Genomic DNA, 21,535 nt, shown 5'->3' with positions numbered 1-21,535 from the left:
CACAAGCAACCTCTATTTACGAGGTTGCTTTTTTATTTATCTAAAACAAAAGGAGAATTATCATGCAAACAAACAATCGTTCGACCAATCATGTCCTTATTGCACTATTATTTATGTTTATTAGTCTAATCATGCTAACACCAAAAGTGGAGGCAAGTGATGATAAATTTGTCGTGGGAATGGAAGCAGGCTATCCTCCATTCAACTGGACACAACAAAATGACAACAATGGCGCTGTTAAAATCCAAGGAGGAAACGAGTACGCAAACGGCTATGATGTCATGATCGCAAAACGTGTTGCTGAAGGCTTAGGAAAAGAACTGGTCATTTACAAAACAGCTTGGGATGGTTTAGCTCCTGCTTTAACTTCTGGAAAAGTAGATGCTATTATCGCTGGTATGTCTCCCACTGAAGAACGAAAAAAAACCATCGACTTTACCAATGACTATTATCACTCAAACTTAGTCTTAGTCGTTGCAAAAGATGGAAAATATGCCAATGCCAAAAGTCTGAAAGATTTTGAAGGAGCAAAAGTTACTGCCCAATTAAATACATTTCACTATTCTGTGATTGATCAAATCGAAGGTGTCTCAAAACAAACTGCCATGGATGATTTTTCTGCTATGCGTGTGGCACTTCAATCCGGAAAAATTGATGCCTATGTTTCAGAAAAACCTGAGGGAATCACCGCCCAAAAAGTAAATCCTAATTTTAAAATGATTGATTTTAAAGATGGCCAAGGCTTTAAAACAAATCGTGATGATACATCTGTTTCTATCGGTGTAAAAAAAGGCAGCCAAGATATCGCAAAAATTAATGACATTTTAGCTGGAATAAATCAAACTGAACGAGACAATTTTATGGATATTGCCATTAGTGAACAACCTGATTCACAGTCAAATGAAAATTGGATTGTCAAAATCGTCAAAGAAAACTGGCAAATGTTCTTAAAAGGTGCTGGAGTAACGCTTTTAATTTCACTGGTGGGAACAATTGTTGGAACATTAATTGGATTAGGGATTGGCTTATTTAGAACCATCCCAACGCCAAAAAATATGGTAAACAAAGTCTTATTTAAATTATTAAACACTCTATTTTCAATTTATATCGAAATTTTTAGAGGAACGCCAATGATCGTTCAAGCGATGGTGATTTACTATGGTTCTTCTCAAGCATTTGGGATTGATATGAATCCTCTTGCAGCAGCATTATTTATTGTATCAATCAATACTGGGGCTTACATGACAGAAATCGTTCGTGGTGGCATCTTCTCAGTTGATAAAGGACAATTTGAAGCAGCATCTGCTATTGGAATGACACACGGTCAAACAATGGTCAACGTCGTGATTCCACAAGTATTTAGAAATATTCTACCTGCTATGGGGAATGAGTTTGTCATCAATATTAAAGATACCTCTGTATTAAACGTGATTGCTGTCACTGAGTTGTTCTTCCAGGCTAAAACAGTCGCTGGAAGTAACTTTAGATTCTTTGATACCTTCTTTGTTGTCTGTGTGATTTACTTTGTCATGACCTTCACTGTAACGCGTATCTTGCGATTTGTTGAAAAACGTATGGACGGTACTGGTGAATACGCACCTTATGCTAATCAAATGCAAACAGCTATTTTAGAAAGAAAGGATGACAAATAATGACTGACTTAATTGAAATCAAACACTTACAAAAACAATACGGCAATCATGAAGTGTTAAAAGACATTAATCTATCCGTAAAAGATGGTGAAGTTGTTACCATTATAGGACCATCAGGTTCTGGTAAATCAACTTTACTTCGTTGCATTAATTTATTAGAAGAACCAACTGATGGGGAATTACTTTTTAAAGGTGATAACATCCTTTCTCCTGGGTATAACTTACCAAAATACCGTGCCCATGTTGGAATGGTGTTCCAACAATTTAATCTATTTGAAAATCACGATGTCTTAAATAACTGCATCGTTGGACAAGTAAAAGTATTAAAACGCTCACGCGAAGAAGCAGAACGTATCGCGATTGAAAATTTAGATAAAGTTGGGATGAAAGATTTTGCTCATGCTAAACCTAGCCAATTATCTGGTGGGCAAAAACAACGTGTCGCAATCGCTCGCGCTATCTCTATGGATCCTGAAGTGATGCTGTTCGATGAGCCAACCTCAGCACTTGATCCTGAAATGGTCGGGGAAGTATTAAAAATCATGCGTGAGTTAACTGGGACTGGATTAACCATGATTATCGTAACTCATGAGATGGCTTTTGCCGAAGAAGTATCTGATCGTGTCATTTTTATGGATCAAGGAGTTGTAGCTGAAGAAGGTGCTCCTGAAAAAATCTTCCAACATCCAGAACAAGCTCGTACAAAAGAATTTTTACAACGTATTTTAGAAGGATAAAAAATAAGCTAGATTGAGCCAACTCAATCTAGCTTATTTTATTTATCTAGCTTTTCTAATATATTCTTTGGAATATCACTTTTTGACACATCATTTGGTCCACTAATTATCCTTGTTTGACTAATAAATACTTTTACGTATGAACCAGGTTGTAATGGTGTCACATTTTTACTACTCAATTCATAATCCATTTTTTGTATTGTTCCATCTTTTTTCACAAAATCAAAATCATATTTATAAGATTTACTTCCTGATATAACCTGACCTGTATCTTCCACCATAGGAACACCATCTGGAACTTTTGCATACGCCACATCACCTTTATAAATCGTTGTGTAATACTCATACCCTTTGTAGCCAGAAATCACGATTAATACTAAAATGACAACTAAAATACTTTTCTTTGTCATACTATTCGCCTCATAAACAGATTAATTAACAATATAATCTAAAAACACTTTTTAATCTAATTAAATCGTAATTTTAAACACAAAAAAATATTATTATTTCTTTAAATGAACAACTAAAAAATAACTACCATTTGTTTTATTTCAATAAAAGTTTTAATATATACCTAATCATAAAAAGCAGTTTTTTTAAATGTGTACAAATATCACGTTAACTGCTAAAAATGGCGATATTTTTTTCGGTCGCACAATGGATTTAGATATTTCAATGTTTGGTGAAGACCCTGGATTAGATTTAGATATTACACTAGAAACTGTTCCAAAAAACATCAATATAACTAACCAAGTTTCTCATTGGACCAGTAAATACACAGTATTAGGTGTTATGACAAAGTATACAATGGTTATGTAGGATGGTATGAATGAACATGGACTAGTTGGTGATATGTAAGCATTAGTTGAAGCAACGACAAAAGCCACTCAAGACATTAGTGATGATGAAAAACAACCACTACTAACAGAAGAATTTGTCTTATATATTTTATCAAATTTTAAAACTGTAGCTGAAATTAAAGAACATTATAAAGAATTTGTTTTAGCTGATGAGCCTTTTGTTTATAAAGGTCAACATCTTTATTTCCCTCTACACTACACATTCGTTGATACAACTGGAGAAGGTATCGTTTTAGAGCCTGTATTAGATGGCGGCTTTAAACTATACGACTATGTTGATGTTATGACGAACGGCCCAGAATATAACTATCACACTACAAATATTAGGCATTACATTAATTTAAGTGACATTAATCCCCCAGCTCATCGTGTGATGAAAAACAAAGTTGATTTGGAACCAATTGAACATGATACAGTTTATGGATTATTTGGTTTACCTGGAGATTATACTTCTCCTCCTCGCTTTATAAGACGTTTTTATCTAAAAAATATGTTAGATGATTTTGATACAAATGAAGGAATCAATAGACTGTATAGTATTTTTAGACCGATCATTGTGCCACGAGGTTTAGAACACAAAAAATCTGAAATGAGTATCACAGATTATACACGCTACTAGTCTGGTTATGATGTCACTAAACAAATCGCCTATGCTCAAACAGGTGAAGGACTTGCTCTCTCAGCGAAAAAATTAGATACTTCCCTAATAGACATTACGTATCATACTATTCATTTAGATAATAACGTTGTTTTCGCTTCATAATAACGAAAACAGCACTGTTAATTCATTATTTTTTCGATAACTACGTGTAAGATTACCTTATAAGCATTGAGTAAATGCCATAAATTTAACATGATGAAAGAAGGTAAAACCATGAGAACAGAACGAGATGGAGCCAAACAAAATCGCCGTTCATTTGAACAAGAAAAAGCAAAAGAAATCTTCGAAGCTGATATCGACAAAAATCGTGAAAAAGTAGCAGAGAAAAAAGAAGAAAAAGCTGAAAAACGTTTAATCCGTGAACACAAATAAAAAATAGCTACTCAAGTATTCATGGATACTTGAGTAGCTATTTTAATCTTCTTTATTAATCACATGTCTAATAGTCGTACCTAGTTGCTGGATGATATCATTTAATGGGCTAGGTTTTAATGCATTCAATCTTTCTTTAGGTGTCCACTTAACTTCAATATCTCCTTTTATATCACTTATCTCTTCGATTGGAAAAACCTCATAGACAAAGATAATTTGTTGATATGGTTTGTCCTTATAATTGAACATGTTTTCAACTACTGCTAAAAGATTACCTACCCTAACCCTTATGTTCGTCTCTTCTAAAAATTCTCGTACAACAGCCTCTTTAGATGTTTCTCCTATTTTGACTGCTCCACCAGGTAACGTCTGACTACCATCAGATTCAACACTTGATAAAATATGATTGTCTTGACTTAAAACGCCACACGCTCGCACATCAAACTTACTATCTCCTATAACGACTCGAATGTCTTCCATAAATAACGTCCTTTTTAATTTAAATAAGTTAAAATAATTTGTTTGTATTTATCAATCATATCTAAATAATTATCTATGTCAACATACTCATTGACTTGGTGTGGTAATGTGGATTCACCAGGTCCGAAGACAATAAACTCAAACGGATTAGACGATTTAATAAATTCTGCCGTATCAGTTGTCGCACCAATCCCAATAAGTGGTAATGGTTCATCAAATTGTTGTTGAATTACCTTAATTAATTCAGACTGTTTGTTTGCTTTAACAGATAATTTATTGTAATCAATAGTTAGTTTTAACTTGTATGGTTGGTTTTTATTTAGTTCATCTACCGTATCTTGTAATACTTTAATAATATCATCATTAGAAAATTCTGGAATACTACGTATATTCCCTTGTAGTGATGCAAAGTTTGGAATACTATTGACCTGTTTCCCACCATTCATAATCGTAATATTATGAATCGTTGAACCTAATTCCTCATTTACATAGTTACTTGAAATCTCATCCATTTTTTGATTGATGTGGTACGAAAAATCAATCAAATGGTTTAATGCATTATATCCTTCTTGCGGCATAGAACTGTGTGCTTCTTTTCCTTCTGATGTCACTGTGTAATTGATTGACCCCATATGAGTATAGACTAGATTATAATTGCTTGGCTCACCTACAATCAAACCATCTAAGTCATCAACATATCCTAGATTAGTTAATTGTTCAGCCCCTAACTCACCTACTTCTTCTCCAACGGTTGCTAATAATTTAATCGTTCCATTAAATTCTTTTTGTTCTTCTTGAAGTTCAATCATTGCAATAACCATCGCCATCAGACCACTTTTCATATCCGTTGAACCACGACCGTAAAGTTTATTACCTTCTATAGTTGCAGAAAAAGGCGGATACTTCCAATCACTCGCATCCCCAGGGTCCACGACATCCATATGACCAGTTAACCCTAGAACTTTATCACTATTTCCTTTTTTAATCGTTGCCACTAAGCTGCTACGATTATCAGCATATTGAATCAACTCAGTTGAAATATTAACTTGCTTTAATTTATTTTGAATATATTTTGCCACAATTTCTTCGTTACCATTGATTGTTTCCATCTTAACAATGTCTTGTAACCACTCAATTTTTTGATTCTTTTGCATGATTGTTCTCCCCTTTTTCTTTCATTTTTGTATTTCTATCATACCACGTTCATTTAATCTAGCTAAATCATATAACTTGTTCTTAACATGTCTCTAAATATATTTAATCTAGTTTTAATGATATAATAGACGTAATCAAAAGAAAAGAAGGATACTTATGTCAAATAAATCGATGCCCGCTGAATCAGTTATTCTGAATGACACTATCACATTAGAAAAAGAATTTGTCATAGATAAAGATTTCATTAAAGAAAGAATACACTCACTAGATCATGACGGATTTAACATTATTTTACCTGACACTCCTCTAGTTATCGAAGAAAAGAAAAAGAAAAAATAATGTCACAATAATCTTTTTTTCATCTTACTTTTTTAAGGTTAAATTAAGGTTTGGATATTATGATATAGACAGTTAAATAATTATTTAACACATCCTCTCTTCCCACAACAGAGGATAATCCCAAAGCTTGTTACATTTTTTCATTTTTTTACTCCAAATCGATTTAACAACTTAATCCCGAAAGTTGTTAACCATCTCCTCCTCTAGTGAAAACTAGAGGTTTTTTTCGATGTAAAAAACATTTTTTCATTTATCTATTGACTTATTTATTAATACATCGTATTATGAACTTACCTTTATTTTACCAACCGCGGATACTTCCAAACATTTAATACCTTATACCCCGTGGTACACCCATTAATTTATTAATGGGTGTTTTCTTGTGCCTACGTAGATAATATTTTTATGAAAATTGCATAAAATTCAATTAAGTGTATATTTATATAATGCTTTGAAATAACTAAATACAAAACATTAAATATGTTTTACTTCAGTTTATATTCTTTTTATAATATAAATTTAATGAAATAGTATTATTATTTGGAAAAGAGGGAGATATAGTAAATAAAAAGATAAGATTACAAAAAAACACTTTATTAAGTACATTGAGCATTGGTATGATTAGCTTAACAACCACTGTTAGTGCAGAAGAAGCTAATGGGGGAGACGTGTCTAACGACGAAACTTAGGATAATTTTTTAGTATTTGAATACGATTCTCCAATGACTCCAGACAATGGGTTAACGGAAGACCCAACTGCTCCTGATATTGACTTAGTTGTAAAACCAAGCACACCAGAAAATGAATTGGTATCATCTACTATCAACAAACCTATAGTTTCTGAAACAATCCAAACAATTGTGGTTCTAACAGCTACGACTACTCCATCGACAGCTTCTGAATTACCACAAACGAGTAAAACAACGTCAAAAATGACTGCATCTTTAATCGGCTTAGGTCTTTTAGGTTCGTCTGCTATTATTAGACGTCATTCAATTAACGTAAGATAGATACATACATTAAAAGAGGCTGAGCCAAAAACCTTACCAAAAAGCAATCCCATGAAGTCAGTTTAGTCATTTTCATTTAAAAAATTACTTTTAGATCAGACTCTTTTTTAATAACTTTTATTTATATAATCCCCATACCTACAAACATACCTAAAATAAATGTATTTTCATCTTAGAGACTTTAATACCTCTTAATCCACAGATAAAGCTTCTCCTGATAGACTTTGAAAGATTTCCATAACCGAGGACAATCTATCAATTAATAAATACATTTTAAGTGTCTCTTCAATTAAGGCTAACAAAAACACTGGACACTCTTTTACCATTAGACGTAAATTGTTTTCTGTCGTCTCTATATCTGATAAACCAACACCAACTATCATATCATTATTTTTATTATTGTTGACTAACCCTGTTCTTACACAAATTCGTCTACCTTTTTCCCTATACATGTACTGCTAACAAAACCAATCCTTATCATAAACAACAGCTCTATTTTAGTAATTCTTTTTTTAATACTATTTAATTATGACAACCATACACTATGAAATCTCTGTTTTTTTTAACACCTTTTATTATAATAAAAAATTCAAATGAAAGGCTTTCATTTGAATTTTTTGGGTATTTTGATATATAGTTAAGATACATCAATAGAAATAGGAGGAATTTAATATGACTGATACAGGTAAAGTTGACAAAGCGGTAGGTAAAGTAGAAGAAACTACAGGTGACATTACAAATAATGACAAGTTAAAACATAAAGGTCTTTTAAAACAAGCTGAAGGCAAAGTAAAAGAAGTATCCTCTGAGATTAAAGAAAAAACAGAAGAAGTTGTTGATGACGTGAAAGACAAATTCAAAAAACATGAAGACAAAAAATAAAAGAATATATAGATGAATCTTATAAACGAGATTCATCTTTTTTATTACCTTTTAACTACTAATTAATCATTGAATAGCATCATTTTACATATATTATGTTTTTTATAAGATAAAAATAGACATATTTACTTTTATATATTAAGAAAGAAAAGGAATAAAAATGATGTGAAAAAACATTTACTATCCAAGAGATTGGAAAAGCGATAGCCAGCCAAGAATATGATCGTGAATTTATTTTTTGTGGAACCAGAATAGCTGGTCTACTATAAACTCCTCTAAAGATGACTCCACTTTTAAAGCTTATCCAAGTTCATTTTGTTTATTTGGATAAGTTCATTTATTTCTGTAAAGTAATTTTCATTGGCGAACAAAAAACATACTGTGGATAGTTTTAATTATCCACAGTATAGTTTTTCACATTAAAAAGACTATTTTTTCAGCGTTTTATAAACTTATACACACTGTCCACAAGTTTATCCACAGGTTTTATGTTATATTTACACACGAACAACTATTTTCACTTAATTTACCTAAATATTAAAGTCTATATTATCAACTTATATATATAATAAATCTGTCTATTAAAAAGTTGTCCACACTTGTCCACAGAAAATGTGGACAAGTTACTAAGTTGATCGGATTTTGATAAGAAAAGAGGATTTATCTAGCTTATCAAATTTTTTTTGTTATAATAAAAGTTAGTTTATTAACAAAAATATGTTAATAACATGTTAAAAGAAAAGAGGAGATCCACATGCTTGAGTTAAAAAATATAAAAAAATACTATAATGTAGGTGGAACAACTACTAAAGCCCTTGATGACGTATCAGTATCATTTAGACGACAAGAATTTGTCGCTATCTTAGGAGCAAGTGGTTCTGGTAAGACAACCTTACTTAATGTAATTGGTGGTTTAGATAATTATGATTCTGGAGATATGATTATTGATGGGAAATCTACAAAAGATTTTAAAGATAGCGATTGGGATGCTTACCGAAATAATTCAATAGGGTTTGTCTTCCAAAGTTATAATTTAATCAGTCATTTAGGAATTATCGAAAACGTCGAGTTGGGGATGACTCTTAGTGGTGTATCAAAAGAGGAAAAAAGAAAACATGCTACAGCTGCCTTAGAAAGAGTAGGGCTTGCTGATCATATGCATAAAAAACCCAATCAATTATCAGGTGGACAAATGCAACGTGTTGCGATTGCTCGAGCTCTTGCAAACGATCCAGATATTTTACTATGTGATGAGCCAACAGGAGCATTAGATACAGAGACTAGTTTACAAATCATGAAGCTTATCAAAGAACTTTCTAAAGAAAAATTAGTCATCATGGTCACACATAATCCAGAACTTGCTTATGACTACGCTGATCGCATTATCGAATTTTCTGATGGGAAAATAAAAAATGATTCAAAGCCTCACACAGAAGAGAGCCATGAAAATGAGTTTAAATTAAAACGAACAAAAATGAGCTTTTTCACTGCATTAAAACTATCATTTAATAATTTACGAACTAAAAAGGGACGAACCCTTCTGACAGCATTTGCTTCTAGTATTGGGATTATTAGTATAGGAATTGTCTTATCATTATCAAATGGCTTTCAAATCCAAATTGATAAAACACAAACCGAGACATTATCTAAATTTCCAATCACGATTTCACAAGTGACAACTGACCAATCAATGAATCAACGAAATGCTTTAGGAAGTGACCAAGCAAAATATTCAAAGAAAAAAGAAGTGACACCAAAACTTAGTGAACAAGATAAATCACAACATATCAATAAAATTAATCAAGAATATGTTGATTATATCAAAGATATTAATCCAAACTTAACTAACAGTATTGGCTACTCTAGGACAGTGGCGATGAATATGTTAGGAGATGTTGATGGTGATATTAAACCAATTAGCTTCTCTAATACTGCACCGAATAGTAATAACTCAATAGAAGCCACCATGTCTTCTATGACTGGCATTGGTATCTCATCATTTCCAACAAAGTTAAACAAAGACTCTAAAGATTTCTTACAAGAAAACTACAATGTGATTGCCGGAGACTACCCAAGATCTGCAACAGATGTCGTTTTAATTGTTGATAAACAAAATTCAACCAATATTAATGCCTTAAAAAATATTGGTTTAGATGTAAAAGAAGATGACCCAATTCCTTTTGACAATATTGTTGGAAAAGAATTTAAATTAATTTCAAATAATGATTTTTACCAAAAAATCCCAACAGGAAATTATATTCCTAACACTGACTATGAAAAAATGTATGACAGTAACAACAACACAACTATCAGAGTAAGTGGGATTTTACGTATCAAACCATCATCTAGCATGAATTTATTATCACCCGGTTTTGCCTATAGTAATGACTTAACTGCAAAAATTGTGGAAGAAAATGAGCAATCTGATATTGTCAAAGCTCAACGTGACAGTAACAAAAATATCATGACTAATGAAACACTTGATGATCAAGCTAAAGAAAACTTACTGGCTTATCTTGGTGGTACCACTACTCCTTCCAGTATCCTAATTTATCCTAATAACTTTAGTGATAAACAAGATATTTTAACTTACTTAGATAAATACAATAAAGGCAAAGACAAAGCAGATCGTGTTTTATATACTGACCTAGCTGGCACGATGACTCAACTGACTGGTGGCCTAATGGACGCTATCACCTATGTCTTGATTGCGTTTGCTGGTATTTCTCTTGTTACTAGTATGATTATGATTGGTATTATTACCTACACATCTGTTCTTGAAAGAACAAAAGAAATTGGTGTTCTAAAAGCATTAGGTGCTAGAAAGAAAGATATCACACGTGTGTTTGATGCAGAAACATGTATTTTAGGTATTGCATCTGGTTCACTAGGAGTCCTTATTGCTTATGCATCAACGTTCCCTATTAATAACCTATTATATAAACTAACTGATTTAAAAAATGTGGCTCAACTTAATCCAAAACATGCGATTATTTTAGTCATCATTTCAACAGTTTTAACAATGATTGGTGGTCACATCCCAGCTCGTATTGCTGCGAAAAAAGATGCTGCGATTGCATTAAGAGCTGATTAAATAGTAAGTAATCAAAAAACTATAGATTCTCTTTATTAAGAATCTATAGTTTTTTTCTTTTTTTTATGTTATAACCAATACAAGGGAGTGTCTCATGAAAAAGAAAAAATATATTATAACTGTGCTTTTAGCAAGTCTTTGTGTATTAGGAGTAATTTTGATACAAAAACATTCAAACCAAAAAATTATCAATAAAATATACTCACACCGCGGAGCAAGTGGTGAGGAACCCGAGCATAGCTTTCCCGCCTATGATTTAGCTTTACTATATGGTTCACATAACATCGAACAAGATTTAGTCACATCAAAGGATGGAACTCTCTATGTTTCTCACGATGATAACGCTAAACGTCTCACAGGTGTCGATCGCCTGTATTCTGATATGACTGATGAAGAAATTAATCAACTTAGAACAAGCGATAATAATCACATTCTACGCTTACAAGATGTATTTGACCGTTACAAAAAAACAACTCATTATGTTATTGAACTAAAAGAAAACGATAAACAAATCGATTTATTTAACAACATCATCAGACAAAATAACATGGAAGATTTTGTGATTATTCAAGCTAGAACACTAACTAGTCTAAATAAAATTAAACAAACCTTTCCTAAAATAACCACTTTACTTTTAGCAAAAGATGATATTGAAGCACAGAATGCATGTAAGGCTGACTATGTAGATATTATATCTTTAAACACCAAATTTATGACAAAAGACATCGTTAAGATAATTCACGAAGCTAATAAACAAGCTAACTTTTGGACGCTAAATAGTATGGCAGACATTAACAAAGCTATTAATCTTGGAGCTGATTCTTATTTTACAAACTATACAGCAAAAGCTATTGAACTCGAAAAAAAACATGCTTCTTTCTTTCATTAAAACAAAATCCCATCAGTTCATAATTGAACTGATGGGATTTTGTTTCTTATTTAATTAAACGATAAATCGCATCAGCGTAAATCACTGTTGCATTAATTAAATCATCAACTGAAATAAATTCATTTTTTTGGTGCATTGTATCGATACTATCTGGGAACATTGCGCCATAAGCAACGCCACGTTCTAATAAACGACCAAATGTTCCACCACCGATAACTTGTTCATGACCTTTAAGACCTGTGTGATCTTCGTAAACTTCTAATAATGTTTTCACCAATGGATCTTCTGGTGATACATAGTGAGGACCTTTTCCACCAGGTTTTTGAATCACTTTAGCTGATGTATTGGCTGTTTTTTCAGAAATGCGATCAAAAATCATCTCTTCAGTTAACCCTTTAGGATAACGGAAGTTCAACGTAATAATATTATCATCTCTTGAAGAATCAAATTTGAACACACCAGCATTCATTGTTAAATCTCCCATAATATCATCCACATGATTCACACCAAAGTGTTTACCTTCAGTATCAGTATGAATATAATCAGCAATCGTTGTTAGGTAATCTTTTGCTGAACCTGAAAAATCATAGAAGCTTAAGAAGTTTGCTAAATAAGTTCCGGCATTAATTCCTTTACTTGGCATAGCGCCATGAGCTGCTTTACCATGAACCGTTAATGTAGCAGTGGATCCTACCACTTCAATATCACCTGTTACAGGTGCAGTTGCTAAATATTCTTCAAATTCTTTTTCAAATGCATTAATATCACCTGAAATTTCAACGACAGCTGTTGCTGTTTCTGGTACCATGTTATCACGCATACCTGAATCAAATTTAACTAATGTTAAGTTTCCTTCATTTTTACCAGGGTATTCAATTAAAATGGTTGTATTTCCTTTTTCACCATTGATAATTGGAAACTCAGCATCTGGTGAAAAACCAAAGTCTGGTGTATCTTCCACTTTTAGATAGTGGTCCATACATTTCCATTCACTTTCTTCATCTGTCCCAATAATGACACGTGTTTTTTTGGAAACTGGTAATCCTAACTCTTTGATAATTTTTAATGCGTAATAAGCAGCCATTGTAGGCCCTTTATCATCACTAGCACCACGCGCATAAATACGTCCATCTTTTTCTACTGGTTCAAAAGGATCTGTATCCCAACCTGGTCCAACTGGTACCACATCAACGTGACCAAACACACCTAACGTTTCATCGCCATCACCAAATTCAATATGACCAGCAATATTATCTACATTTTTAGTTAAGAAACCATCACGTTCTCCTAGTTCTAAAAATTTTAACAATGCCGCTTTTGGTCCAGGACCAACTGGTGCATCTTCTGTCGCTAAATCATCTTCTCTAACACTAGGAATACTTAATAATGTAAATAAATCTTTCATCAAGTCTTCGCGACGAGCTTCGACTTCTTTTCTCCAATCGATTGTCATACAAAAATACCTCCTGTTGATTTTATCTTACTTTATCATATCATTTTTTCGATGTTTTAGATAATATAATTTAGGATTTAAACGGGTTTATTCGTTATTTTTTAACAATTTCAACTCATCTTCAGTTAATGGGCGATATTTTCCTCGAGATAACTCTGTATCTAGTGTCAGATTAGCCATTTCAAGTCTTTCAAGTTCTATGACTTTTTTCCCAACAGCTTCAACCATTCTTTTCACCTGATGATACTTGCCTTCCATAATTTCTAGATGAATAATGGTTTGCTTTTTTTCCATATCAATAGATAAAATCGTTAATATCGCTGGTAAACACTTTTCACCATCTAACTGAATACTTCCACTAGAAAAAGTTTCAATATCTGCTTTCGTCATCTCTCCTTGAACTAATGCTTGATATAACTTTGGGACTTTCTTTTTGGGAGATAATAAATCATGAGCCAAGGGGCCATCATTAGTTAACAACAGTAAACCAGTCGTATCTTTATCTAGTCGTCCCACTGGAAATAATCCCTTTTTATAATCATCTGATTTGACTAAATCAATCACTGTTCGGGAGGATGCGTCCTCTGTCGCGGAAATAACTCCTTTTGGTTTATTCAACATGTAATAAACATATTTTTCGTATAAAACAGGTTGTCCATCAACACAGATCTCATCCTCATTTTCATTAACTGAAAATTTAGCATCTCTTACCATCGTTTGATTGACCGTCACTCGCTTTTTCTTCAGTAACTCTTTTACTTCTTTACGACTACCAAATCCTGTATGACTTAAAAACTTATCTAAACGCATCTGTTTTTTCTCCTAATGCAAGAAAGAACACCTAAATAGATGTTCTTCCTGTTTATTTTATTCTAAATTTCCGACGATATTTTCGTGCTTTCGGGCCAAGTAATTGATCTGCTAATCTCACACGTAGTACTAACCAGCCATAACTGATAATACCAAATACCACACATATCATAATGATAATAAAGGCTTGAAATTTTCTATCAGGACTTAATATCGTGTATAGCCCACTTCTGACAAGCCAAGTAACAAGTGACATAATCGCCCCTAAAATCACGATTAGTAAAATTCTTTTGGCTGTCATTGCTAAATCAAACTTGGTAATTCGGTAAATCGAACGCGTCATTAACATTGCAGCTACACCTAAACCAATAGCTGTCGCAATGAGTGGTCCATATGTTTCAAACATACGAATCATTGGATATTGTAGAACTAATTTTATTATTAGTCCCACTCCTAATAGCGAGATAGCTTCTCGGTTTTGATACAATCCTTGTAATGTTGTTGAAATCAGAATAAAGTACCCCATTACAAGACCAACTAAACTAGCTTCAATCAGCACACTCACACCTAGTGTTTCTGGTGTATAGAATAAAGCGTACATAGGTCTTGCTAAAACAATCATTCCCAATGTCGCTGGTACCATGATGAAAAGTAGCAACTGAATGTTATCACTAATTAATTTAGCTAATTCAGGTTTTTCATTTTTAGTATAAGCTTCTGTCACAAGAGGCAAACTTGTCATAGCCATGCCTGTAGCTAAAGATACCGTAATCATAACCAATTTATCAGGGTTTGCACTAAAAATACTAAACAAAGCTTGCAATTGTTTCGGTGAATAATTTGTAAAACTTGCCATCATTCTTTCAAATGTGTATTGGTCAACCAACTTAAACAAGGTAATGGCAGAACCAACGATAATAAACGGAATCGCTTGTTTAATCATCTCTTTAATCAAATGATTTTCAGAGATTTCTACCTCATTATTACTATTATCAACCAAGTAATTCATACGTGATTTTTGTTTACTATAAAACCAAATTAATGCAGCAAATGCACCAAGCATTCCAATAAACGCAGCAAAGGTTGATTGGACAACAGCATCAACATAATCACCTGTTGTCACTTTCATAATAATAAACGTCATAAGTAACATATAAAATACTCGGGCAATCTGTTCAATAATTTGTGATACCGCAGAAGGCATCATATTTTGATTCCCTTGAAAATACCCACGAATGACGCTCATCATTGGAAAAATCAAGATAGCTGCACTTAGAGCTCGCATCACTGGAATTAAATCAGCGTTTCCATCCGCCAAAATTGGTGCAAACAAATACATGACTCCCGAACAGGCAATGCCAAACACACCCATTATTACCATCGTCCGTCTAAATAAACGTCGGCTAATACCATACTCATTTAACGAATTATAGTGTGAAATTTGTTTTGCAATCGCACCTGGAATACCAGCTGTTGCGATCATTAAAAACAAGGCGTAAATGTTATACCCTTTATTAAATAAGGCGTTTGCTATATTAGCATCCGTGCCCATCCATGCATACCAGGGAATGACATACGCTGCACCTAGTAGTCTAGAAAAAACATTTCCTATTGTCATCCATAAAGAGCCACGAACCATTTTTTCCTTTGCATTCAACTCTTTTTCGGTCTCCTCAAAAGAAGTGTTTTGATTTGGCATGATTCTAACCAACTTTCTTCATTATACTGCTCTAATTGTATCGACAATTGTACGTTTATGCAAACACTTTTAATGGATTTAAACGTATTCTTAACTTTAATTAGCCACAATATTAACTAATTTATTTGGTACAACAATCACTTTACGAATCGTTTTTCCATCAAGTTGCCCTTTCACCGCATTATTTTCCATAGCGATCGTTTCTAACTCCTCTTTGGATAGATCACGAGCAACTACTTCTTTCCCACGAACTTTTCCATTTACTTGGAAAATTACTTCAATTGTGTCTTCAACTAAGGCTGATTCATCATAAGTTGGCCAAGCGACATAACTGATAGATCCTTCATTTCCCATTCTTTCCCATAATTCTTCTGAGAGGAATGGGGCAACAGGCGCTAATAATTGTAAGAAACCATTCATATACTCAACAGGTAATGCTTCTGCTTTATAAGCTTCATTTACAAATGTCATTAATTGAGAAATCGCTGTATTAAAATGTAGGTTCGTGTAATCTTCTGTCACTTTTTTCACTGTTTGATGATACACTTTTGTCAATGCTTCGTCATTGTGTTTCGTGATACGATCGCGTAAGACAAAGTTTTCGTCGATAAACAAACGCCATACACGGTCTAAGAATTTACGGCTTCCTTCTAACCCTTTTTCGCTCCATGCAATTGAGCCATCAAGTGGTCCCATAAACATTTCGTATAAACGCAAGGTATCTGCACCATATTGCTCTACGATATCATCAGGGTTAACCACATTTCCTTTTGATTTCGACATTTTTTCATTGTTTTCACCTAAAATCATGCCTTGATTATATAATTTTTGGAATGGTTCTTTTGTTTCCACTACTCCAATATCATATAAGAATTTATGCCAGAAACGAGCATATAGTAAATGAAGTACCGCATGTTCTGCTCCACCTAAATAAACGTCAACAGGCATCCATTCTTTTAGTTTTTCTGGATCTGCTAGTTGTTCGTCATTATGTGGGTCAATAAAACGCAAGTAGTACCATGAGCTTCCTGCCCATTGTGGCATAGTATTCGTTTCACGACGACCTTTCATGCCAGTTTTTTCATCTACAACATTAATCCACTCCGTCATATTAGCTAATGGCGATTCACCTGTTCCACTAGGTTTAATATCATTTGATTTTGGCAATACTAATGGCAACTCCTCTTCAGGAACAGCTGTCATCGTACCATCTTCCCAATGAATAATTGGAATAGGTTCACCCCAATAACGTTGGCGAGAGAATAACCAGTCACGCAAACGATAACTTGTTTTTTGTTTACCGATGCCTTCTTTTTCCAACCACTTAATCATTGTTTCAATACCATCTTCTTTATTCATACCATCTAAGAAGTCTGAATTAATATGGTCGCCATCTCCTGTGTAGGCTTCACTTGACACATCTCCACCAGCTACAACAGGAACAATTTCTAAATCAAATGTTTTCGCAAATTCATAATCACGTTCGTCATGAGCTGGAACAGCCATGATCGCACCTGTTCCATAAGTTGATAGCACATAATCCGCAATCCAAATAGGGATTTCTTTACCATTCACTGGGTTTACTGCATAAGCTCCAGTAAAGACACCTGTTTTTTCTTTTGATAACTCAGTACGATCTAAATCTGTTTTCTTTTCGGCTTCTTTGATATAAGCATCCACTGCATCTTTTTGTTCTGGTGTCACAATTTCTTGAACCAGTGGAAGCTCAGGTGCCATAACAGCATAAGTTGCACCAAATAATGTATCAGGACGCGTTGTAAATACTGTGAATTGTTTGTCTGTTCCTTTAATGTCAAAATTAACATTCGCTCCTTCAGAACGACCAATCCAATTACGTTGCATCTCTTTAATACTCTCTGGCCAATCAATTAACTCTAAATCATCAATTAAACGATCCGCATAAGCAGTAATACGTAACATCCATTGTTTCATTGGAACTCGGTATACTGGATGATCCCCACGTTCTGATTTGCCATCAATGACTTCTTCATTAGCCAATACGGTTCCTAAAGCTGGGCACCAGTTAACCGGTACTTCCGCTTCATAGGCTAGCCCTTTTTCAAACATTTTAGTAAAAATCCATTGCGTCCATTTGTAGTATGAAGGGTCAGTGGTATTAATTTCACGGTCCCAATCAAAACTAAAGCCTAATGCATCAAATTGACGTTTAAAAGTTTGAATATTTTTTTCAGTAAATTCAGCTGGGTCATTTCCTGTGTCTAGTGCATATTGTTCAGCAGGTAACCCAAACGCATCCCACCCCATTGGATGCAGCACGTTAAATCCTTGCGCTCGCTTCATACGAGATAATACATCTGTTGATGTATACCCTTTGGGATGCCCTACATGTAACCCCTGCCCAGATGGGTAAGGAAACATATCTAGTGCATAAAAATTTGGTTTATCTGTTTCTTCACCTGTTTTAAACGTGTGATCTTTTTTCCAATAGTCGCGCCATTTTTTTTCAATTTGTAAATGATTATAAGCCATGGTCTTCCTCCTAAAATTTTATGTAAAAAAACGTCCTACAAAAACACTGTTGTGTCTTCATAGGACGTTGACTGACGTGGTACCACCTAAATTTGTGCCTAGATATACTAGAACACCTCTAATCCATGTTAACGAAAATAGACTTTCCGACAAGTAACTTTTTCTTAAGACAAGTTCAAATAGTCCATTTGTATGTTTCCACCAACCACATACTCTCTTAAAAACTTTCTATTTTACTACTTCTTAACTACTTGTTTTGATATTATTAAGCTAATCATATCAAATGAATGTTACTTTGACAACTAGCTTACTCGTAAGACTTGATTGGCATAAATAATGTTCGTTGATAAGTTATTCCACTTCTTCAGTTGACTCACACTTGTGTTGTATTTTTTAGAAATTGCCCACAAAGATTCCCCTGCTTTGACTGTGTGACGTGTATTTTTAGATACTGCGTCAGTACTAGTACCCGGTAATGTCAACTGTTGACCTACATGGATAAAGTCACTACTTAAATTATTAACTCTCTTTAATTCTTGAACAGTTGTTTTATTATCTAATGCAATACGATAAAGTGTGTCACCAGATTTAACAGTATATTTTCCTACTGTTGTTTTAACCGGTGTTGTCGTATTTGTTTTACTTGACTGATTAATTTTTAATGATTGACCTACATAAATCAACTCACTATTTAAACCATTCCATTGTTTAATATCATTAGGTGAAACATTATATCTAAGACCAATACCATACAACGTATCACCACGTTTGACAATATGCGTCGTTTGAGCACTATTTTCAGTATTAACTATTGTTGACGTGCTCTGTTTTGTGCTAACTTTTAAAGATTGACCAATATAAATGGTATCACTGCTTAAGTTATTCAATTGTTTTAACTCTTGAACACTAATGCCATATGTCAAACCAATACCATACAGTGTGTCACCGCGCTTAACTTTATGACTTGTAGTATTTCCCACCGTATTTCCTGACAAATTGGTTGATGAAGCACTACCACTCGATGCATTACCAGCAATTTTTAGTTGTTGTCCTACATGGATTAAATCACTCGTTAAACCATTTAATTGTTTTAATTCTTGGACAGTCATACCATTATTTAATGCAATTCGGTACAATGTGTCGCCACTCTTCACTGTGTAAGTTGCTGAAGAATTGTTTGAACTAGTTGAATTATTGGGTTTATTATTATTTGAAGTACTTTCATTTGAACTAGTAGTATCCACGATAGAGTCAACTGTAGGTGTTCCACTATTCCCTTTGACTTTTAATTGTTGTCCAACATAAATCATATCAGTTCTTAACCCATTCAGTTGTTTCAATTCTTGTACGCTCATACCATAATTTTGTGCAATACGATATAATGTATCACCACTTTTCACCGTATAAGTAGAAGAATTTCCCATTGTAGATGTATTACTTTGACTACCACCATTATTGCCACTTCCTGTCCCGGTAGGTGTTGTCACAGGGCCTGTATAACTAGCATCATCATATTGCGTCAGATTATAAGTCATAATCAAATTGTTTAATTTGATATTGTAAGTCGGATCTGTCGCATATTTACCTGTTAACCATTTAGTCGCATCCATATAAGAACTTGTATTTGACTTCCACGCACCTGAATAAAAATAAACTCCCGGAGCAAATGATGTCGTTTTTAATACATGAGCATTATCCTGCAAAGACTCACGGTATGATGGATACTTTCTAAAAGCATCATTTATAGTGACGTATTGACCATTATAGAATTCTTGTGTTTGCATCGTTACAGACTGCCCATTATAGGTTCCTTTAATTCCAAATAGATTGTGATTGGGTGGTAATGACAATGTACTTGATCCATAACCACTTTCAAGAATAGCTTGAGCAATCATCACGGATGCATAGAGGTCATTTTCAGCTGCAACACTTTGCGCATGAGAAGCAATACTTTCAATAAAAGTCGCTTGAGGCGTTGCCGCTTTAAATGACCTTACTTTTGGTGTTGGAACTACGATAGTAGCTGGTTTTGGTTCTTTTTTGGTTCTTCTTTTGGTTCTTCTTTTAGTTCTTCTTTTGGTTCTTCTTTTGGTTCTTCTTTTGGTTCTTCTTTTGGTTCTTCTTTTGGTTCTTCTTTTGGTTCTTCTTTTGGTTCTTCTTTTGGTTCTTCTTTTGGTTCTTCTTTTGAAGTGTCTGTTGTAGAATCTTCAGATTTGACAGGTTCATTTGTACTTGTTTCTACTTCAGAATTAGTAGTTTCTTCAGAATCTTCTAATAAACCACTTGATGCCATAACAGACACTGAATCACTTGTTTGATCATCAATAACTTTTTCTTCATTTGCTGATGACTCTTGCACTCGCTCAGTTTCTTCTACCTGCCTTGATTCAGATACTGTATTATCTTGATTGTCCTGATGTTCAACAGAATCTTCTAATAAATCAGATGTCGCATTTTCTTCTTGAGGATTGGCAATCGTTTTAATTGTTTTAGATATGACGCTTTCCCCAACGGAGAACGCCACTGTTTGTTCCCTTAATTCAGTTTTTTTAAAGTTTATAGGAACTTGGATAATCGCCTTTGTAAATTGTTTTTCTGTAAATGTTAATAATAATTGATTTAACTCACTATTAATAGTATACGTTCCGATTACTCTACCCGTCTCATCCTTTATTGATAAATCTGCTACGTCAGATTTAATCACTGTATTCGCCGATAAATTTATCACAGTGTCTAGATTTTCGACTTGATGAGCTTCTAAGTTTACAGTTAAGTCCAATGGCTGGTTATTTTCTATCCATTCATTTTCTCCACTAATAGACAACAACGTCCAACTATTTGCTGCTTTTTTATCCTGAGTTGTTTCATTAGATGCATTTTGTATTTCATCACGGATACTATCAGAAGCCACACACGGTAACACCAGGTAAA

General features: G+C 33.7%; 17 protein-coding genes, 2 pseudogenes and 1 other annotated feature. Of the genes and pseudogenes, 9 read left to right on the top strand and 10 right to left on the bottom strand.

Annotated elements, in window-relative coordinates; translation table 11 throughout:
* The first annotated feature begins 62 nt into the window (after positions 1–62).
* Positions 63–1,652 (top strand): ABC transporter permease subunit, encoded by a 1,590-nt coding sequence (locus BHY08_RS00330; RefSeq protein ID WP_071455991.1) that lies wholly within the window; start codon positions 63–65, stop codon positions 1,650–1,652.
* Positions 1,652–2,389: an amino acid ABC transporter ATP-binding protein gene (locus tag BHY08_RS00325; protein WP_071455990.1), complete on the top strand. Its 738-nt coding sequence runs from the start codon at positions 1,652–1,654 to the stop codon at positions 2,387–2,389. Before BHY08_RS00330 ends, BHY08_RS00325 begins: the two co-directional genes overlap by 1 nt.
* A gap of 38 nt (positions 2,390–2,427) precedes the next feature.
* Here the strand turns inward: BHY08_RS00325 and BHY08_RS00320 are convergent, their stop codons facing one another.
* Positions 2,428–2,799 (bottom strand): YxeA family protein, encoded by a 372-nt coding sequence (locus tag BHY08_RS00320; protein ID WP_071455989.1) that lies wholly within the window; start codon positions 2,797–2,799, stop codon positions 2,428–2,430.
* 190 nt (positions 2,800–2,989) lie between these two features.
* Between BHY08_RS00320 and BHY08_RS00315 the strand changes: the two are divergent.
* Together BHY08_RS00315 and BHY08_RS10865 are read left to right on the top strand one after the other, a co-directional pair.
* Positions 2,990–3,868 (top strand): annotated as a pseudogene (locus BHY08_RS00315) (linear amide C-N hydrolase).
* 255 nt (positions 3,869–4,123) lie between these two features.
* Positions 4,124–4,282 (top strand): hypothetical protein, encoded by a 159-nt coding sequence (locus BHY08_RS10865; protein ID WP_157093609.1) that lies wholly within the window; start codon positions 4,124–4,126, stop codon positions 4,280–4,282.
* A 42-nt stretch (positions 4,283–4,324) separates the two neighbouring features.
* Here the strand turns inward: BHY08_RS10865 and BHY08_RS00310 are convergent, their stop codons facing one another.
* A complete protein-coding gene (locus BHY08_RS00310; protein ID WP_071455988.1) occupies positions 4,325–4,762 on the bottom strand; it encodes an NUDIX hydrolase in 438 nt (145 codons plus the stop codon).
* Between the two features lie 14 nt (positions 4,763–4,776).
* Positions 4,777–5,916 carry an ArgE/DapE family deacylase gene (locus BHY08_RS00305; RefSeq protein WP_071455987.1) on the bottom strand — a complete coding sequence of 380 codons (1,140 nt, stop codon included), beginning with the start codon at positions 5,914–5,916 and terminating at the stop codon, positions 4,777–4,779.
* Between the two features lie 157 nt (positions 5,917–6,073).
* On the opposite strand from BHY08_RS00305, the gene BHY08_RS00300 reads away from it, so the two are divergent.
* Together BHY08_RS00300 and BHY08_RS00295 are read left to right on the top strand one after the other, a co-directional pair.
* Entirely contained in the window at positions 6,074–6,256 is a 183-nt protein-coding gene (locus BHY08_RS00300) for a hypothetical protein (RefSeq protein WP_071455986.1), read from the top strand.
* A 722-nt stretch (positions 6,257–6,978) separates the two neighbouring features.
* On the top strand, positions 6,979–7,266 hold the full coding sequence (locus BHY08_RS00295) for an LPXTG cell wall anchor domain-containing protein (RefSeq protein WP_071455985.1): 288 nt from the start codon (positions 6,979–6,981) through the stop codon (positions 7,264–7,266).
* A gap of 191 nt (positions 7,267–7,457) precedes the next feature.
* Here the strand turns inward: BHY08_RS00295 and BHY08_RS00290 are convergent, their stop codons facing one another.
* The gene (locus tag BHY08_RS00290; RefSeq protein ID WP_071455984.1) at positions 7,458–7,718 is read right to left on the bottom strand and encodes a hypothetical protein; all 261 of its coding nucleotides are present in this window, start codon (positions 7,716–7,718) and stop codon (positions 7,458–7,460) included.
* A 220-nt stretch (positions 7,719–7,938) separates the two neighbouring features.
* On the opposite strand from BHY08_RS00290, the gene BHY08_RS00285 reads away from it, so the two are divergent.
* From BHY08_RS00285 to BHY08_RS00275, 3 genes are all read left to right on the top strand, one after another.
* Positions 7,939–8,148 carry a CsbD family protein gene (locus tag BHY08_RS00285; protein ID WP_071455983.1) on the top strand — a complete coding sequence of 70 codons (210 nt, stop codon included), beginning with the start codon at positions 7,939–7,941 and terminating at the stop codon, positions 8,146–8,148.
* A gap of 754 nt (positions 8,149–8,902) precedes the next feature.
* The gene (locus BHY08_RS00280) at positions 8,903–11,242 is read left to right on the top strand and encodes an ABC transporter ATP-binding protein/permease (protein WP_071455982.1); all 2,340 of its coding nucleotides are present in this window, start codon (positions 8,903–8,905) and stop codon (positions 11,240–11,242) included.
* A 94-nt stretch (positions 11,243–11,336) separates the two neighbouring features.
* Positions 11,337–12,131 (top strand): glycerophosphodiester phosphodiesterase, encoded by a 795-nt coding sequence (locus BHY08_RS00275; RefSeq protein WP_071455981.1) that lies wholly within the window; start codon positions 11,337–11,339, stop codon positions 12,129–12,131.
* A gap of 46 nt (positions 12,132–12,177) precedes the next feature.
* Here the strand turns inward: BHY08_RS00275 and pepV are convergent, their stop codons facing one another.
* The 6 genes and pseudogenes from pepV to BHY08_RS10860 form a co-directional block, all read right to left on the bottom strand.
* Positions 12,178–13,584: a dipeptidase PepV gene (gene pepV / locus BHY08_RS00270; protein ID WP_071455980.1), complete on the bottom strand. Its 1,407-nt coding sequence runs from the start codon at positions 13,582–13,584 to the stop codon at positions 12,178–12,180.
* Between the two features lie 87 nt (positions 13,585–13,671).
* Entirely contained in the window at positions 13,672–14,394 is a 723-nt protein-coding gene (locus BHY08_RS00265) for a pseudouridine synthase (protein WP_071455979.1), read from the bottom strand.
* Between the two features lie 52 nt (positions 14,395–14,446).
* Positions 14,447–16,093 (bottom strand): putative polysaccharide biosynthesis protein, encoded by a 1,647-nt coding sequence (locus BHY08_RS00260; protein WP_071455978.1) that lies wholly within the window; start codon positions 16,091–16,093, stop codon positions 14,447–14,449.
* 96 nt (positions 16,094–16,189) lie between these two features.
* Positions 16,190–18,604: a leucine--tRNA ligase gene (gene leuS, locus BHY08_RS00255; protein WP_071455977.1), complete on the bottom strand. Its 2,415-nt coding sequence runs from the start codon at positions 18,602–18,604 to the stop codon at positions 16,190–16,192.
* Between the two features lie 57 nt (positions 18,605–18,661).
* Positions 18,662–18,857, bottom strand: a binding site (T-box leader).
* Between the two features lie 790 nt (positions 18,858–19,647).
* A pseudogene (locus tag BHY08_RS11385) lies at positions 19,648–20,565 on the bottom strand (LysM peptidoglycan-binding domain-containing protein); the annotation flags it as partial.
* A gap of 50 nt (positions 20,566–20,615) precedes the next feature.
* On the bottom strand, positions 20,616–21,515 hold the full coding sequence (locus BHY08_RS10860; RefSeq protein WP_071455975.1) for a hypothetical protein: 900 nt from the start codon (positions 21,513–21,515) through the stop codon (positions 20,616–20,618).
* Between the last annotated feature and the right edge of the window lie 20 nt (positions 21,516–21,535).

Origin of the sequence: Vagococcus teuberi (genome assembly GCF_001870205.1) — a bacterium.
GTDB classification, from domain to species: Bacteria; Bacillota; Bacilli; order Lactobacillales; family Vagococcaceae; genus Vagococcus; species Vagococcus teuberi.
The sequence above is the reverse complement of the archived record's forward strand: the minus strand, read 5'-3'. Positions and strand labels throughout refer to the sequence as shown.

Bases quoted from the DNA above. Each gene is read 5' to 3' on its own strand.
- BHY08_RS00330 (WP_071455991.1), top strand. From the start codon at position 63: ATGCAAACAAACAATCGTTCGACCAATCATGTCCTTATTGCACTATTA.
- BHY08_RS00325 (WP_071455990.1), top strand. From the start codon at position 1,652: ATGACTGACTTAATTGAAATCAAACACTTACAAAAACAATACGGCAAT.
- BHY08_RS00320 (WP_071455989.1), bottom strand. From the start codon at position 2,799: ATGACAAAGAAAAGTATTTTAGTTGTCATTTTAGTATTAATCGTGATT.
- BHY08_RS10865 (WP_157093609.1), top strand. From the start codon at position 4,124: ATGAGAACAGAACGAGATGGAGCCAAACAAAATCGCCGTTCATTTGAA.
- BHY08_RS00310 (WP_071455988.1), bottom strand. From the start codon at position 4,762: ATGGAAGACATTCGAGTCGTTATAGGAGATAGTAAGTTTGATGTGCGA.
- BHY08_RS00305 (WP_071455987.1), bottom strand. From the start codon at position 5,916: ATGCAAAAGAATCAAAAAATTGAGTGGTTACAAGACATTGTTAAGATG.
- BHY08_RS00300 (WP_071455986.1), top strand. From the start codon at position 6,074: ATGTCAAATAAATCGATGCCCGCTGAATCAGTTATTCTGAATGACACT.
- BHY08_RS00295 (WP_071455985.1), top strand. From the start codon at position 6,979: ATGACTCCAGACAATGGGTTAACGGAAGACCCAACTGCTCCTGATATT.
- BHY08_RS00290 (WP_071455984.1), bottom strand. From the start codon at position 7,718: ATGTATAGGGAAAAAGGTAGACGAATTTGTGTAAGAACAGGGTTAGTC.
- BHY08_RS00285 (WP_071455983.1), top strand. From the start codon at position 7,939: ATGACTGATACAGGTAAAGTTGACAAAGCGGTAGGTAAAGTAGAAGAA.
- BHY08_RS00280 (WP_071455982.1), top strand. From the start codon at position 8,903: ATGCTTGAGTTAAAAAATATAAAAAAATACTATAATGTAGGTGGAACA.
- BHY08_RS00275 (WP_071455981.1), top strand. From the start codon at position 11,337: ATGAAAAAGAAAAAATATATTATAACTGTGCTTTTAGCAAGTCTTTGT.
- pepV (WP_071455980.1), bottom strand. From the start codon at position 13,584: ATGACAATCGATTGGAGAAAAGAAGTCGAAGCTCGTCGCGAAGACTTG.
- BHY08_RS00265 (WP_071455979.1), bottom strand. From the start codon at position 14,394: ATGCGTTTAGATAAGTTTTTAAGTCATACAGGATTTGGTAGTCGTAAA.
- BHY08_RS00260 (WP_071455978.1), bottom strand. From the start codon at position 16,093: ATGCCAAATCAAAACACTTCTTTTGAGGAGACCGAAAAAGAGTTGAAT.
- leuS (WP_071455977.1), bottom strand. From the start codon at position 18,604: ATGGCTTATAATCATTTACAAATTGAAAAAAAATGGCGCGACTATTGG.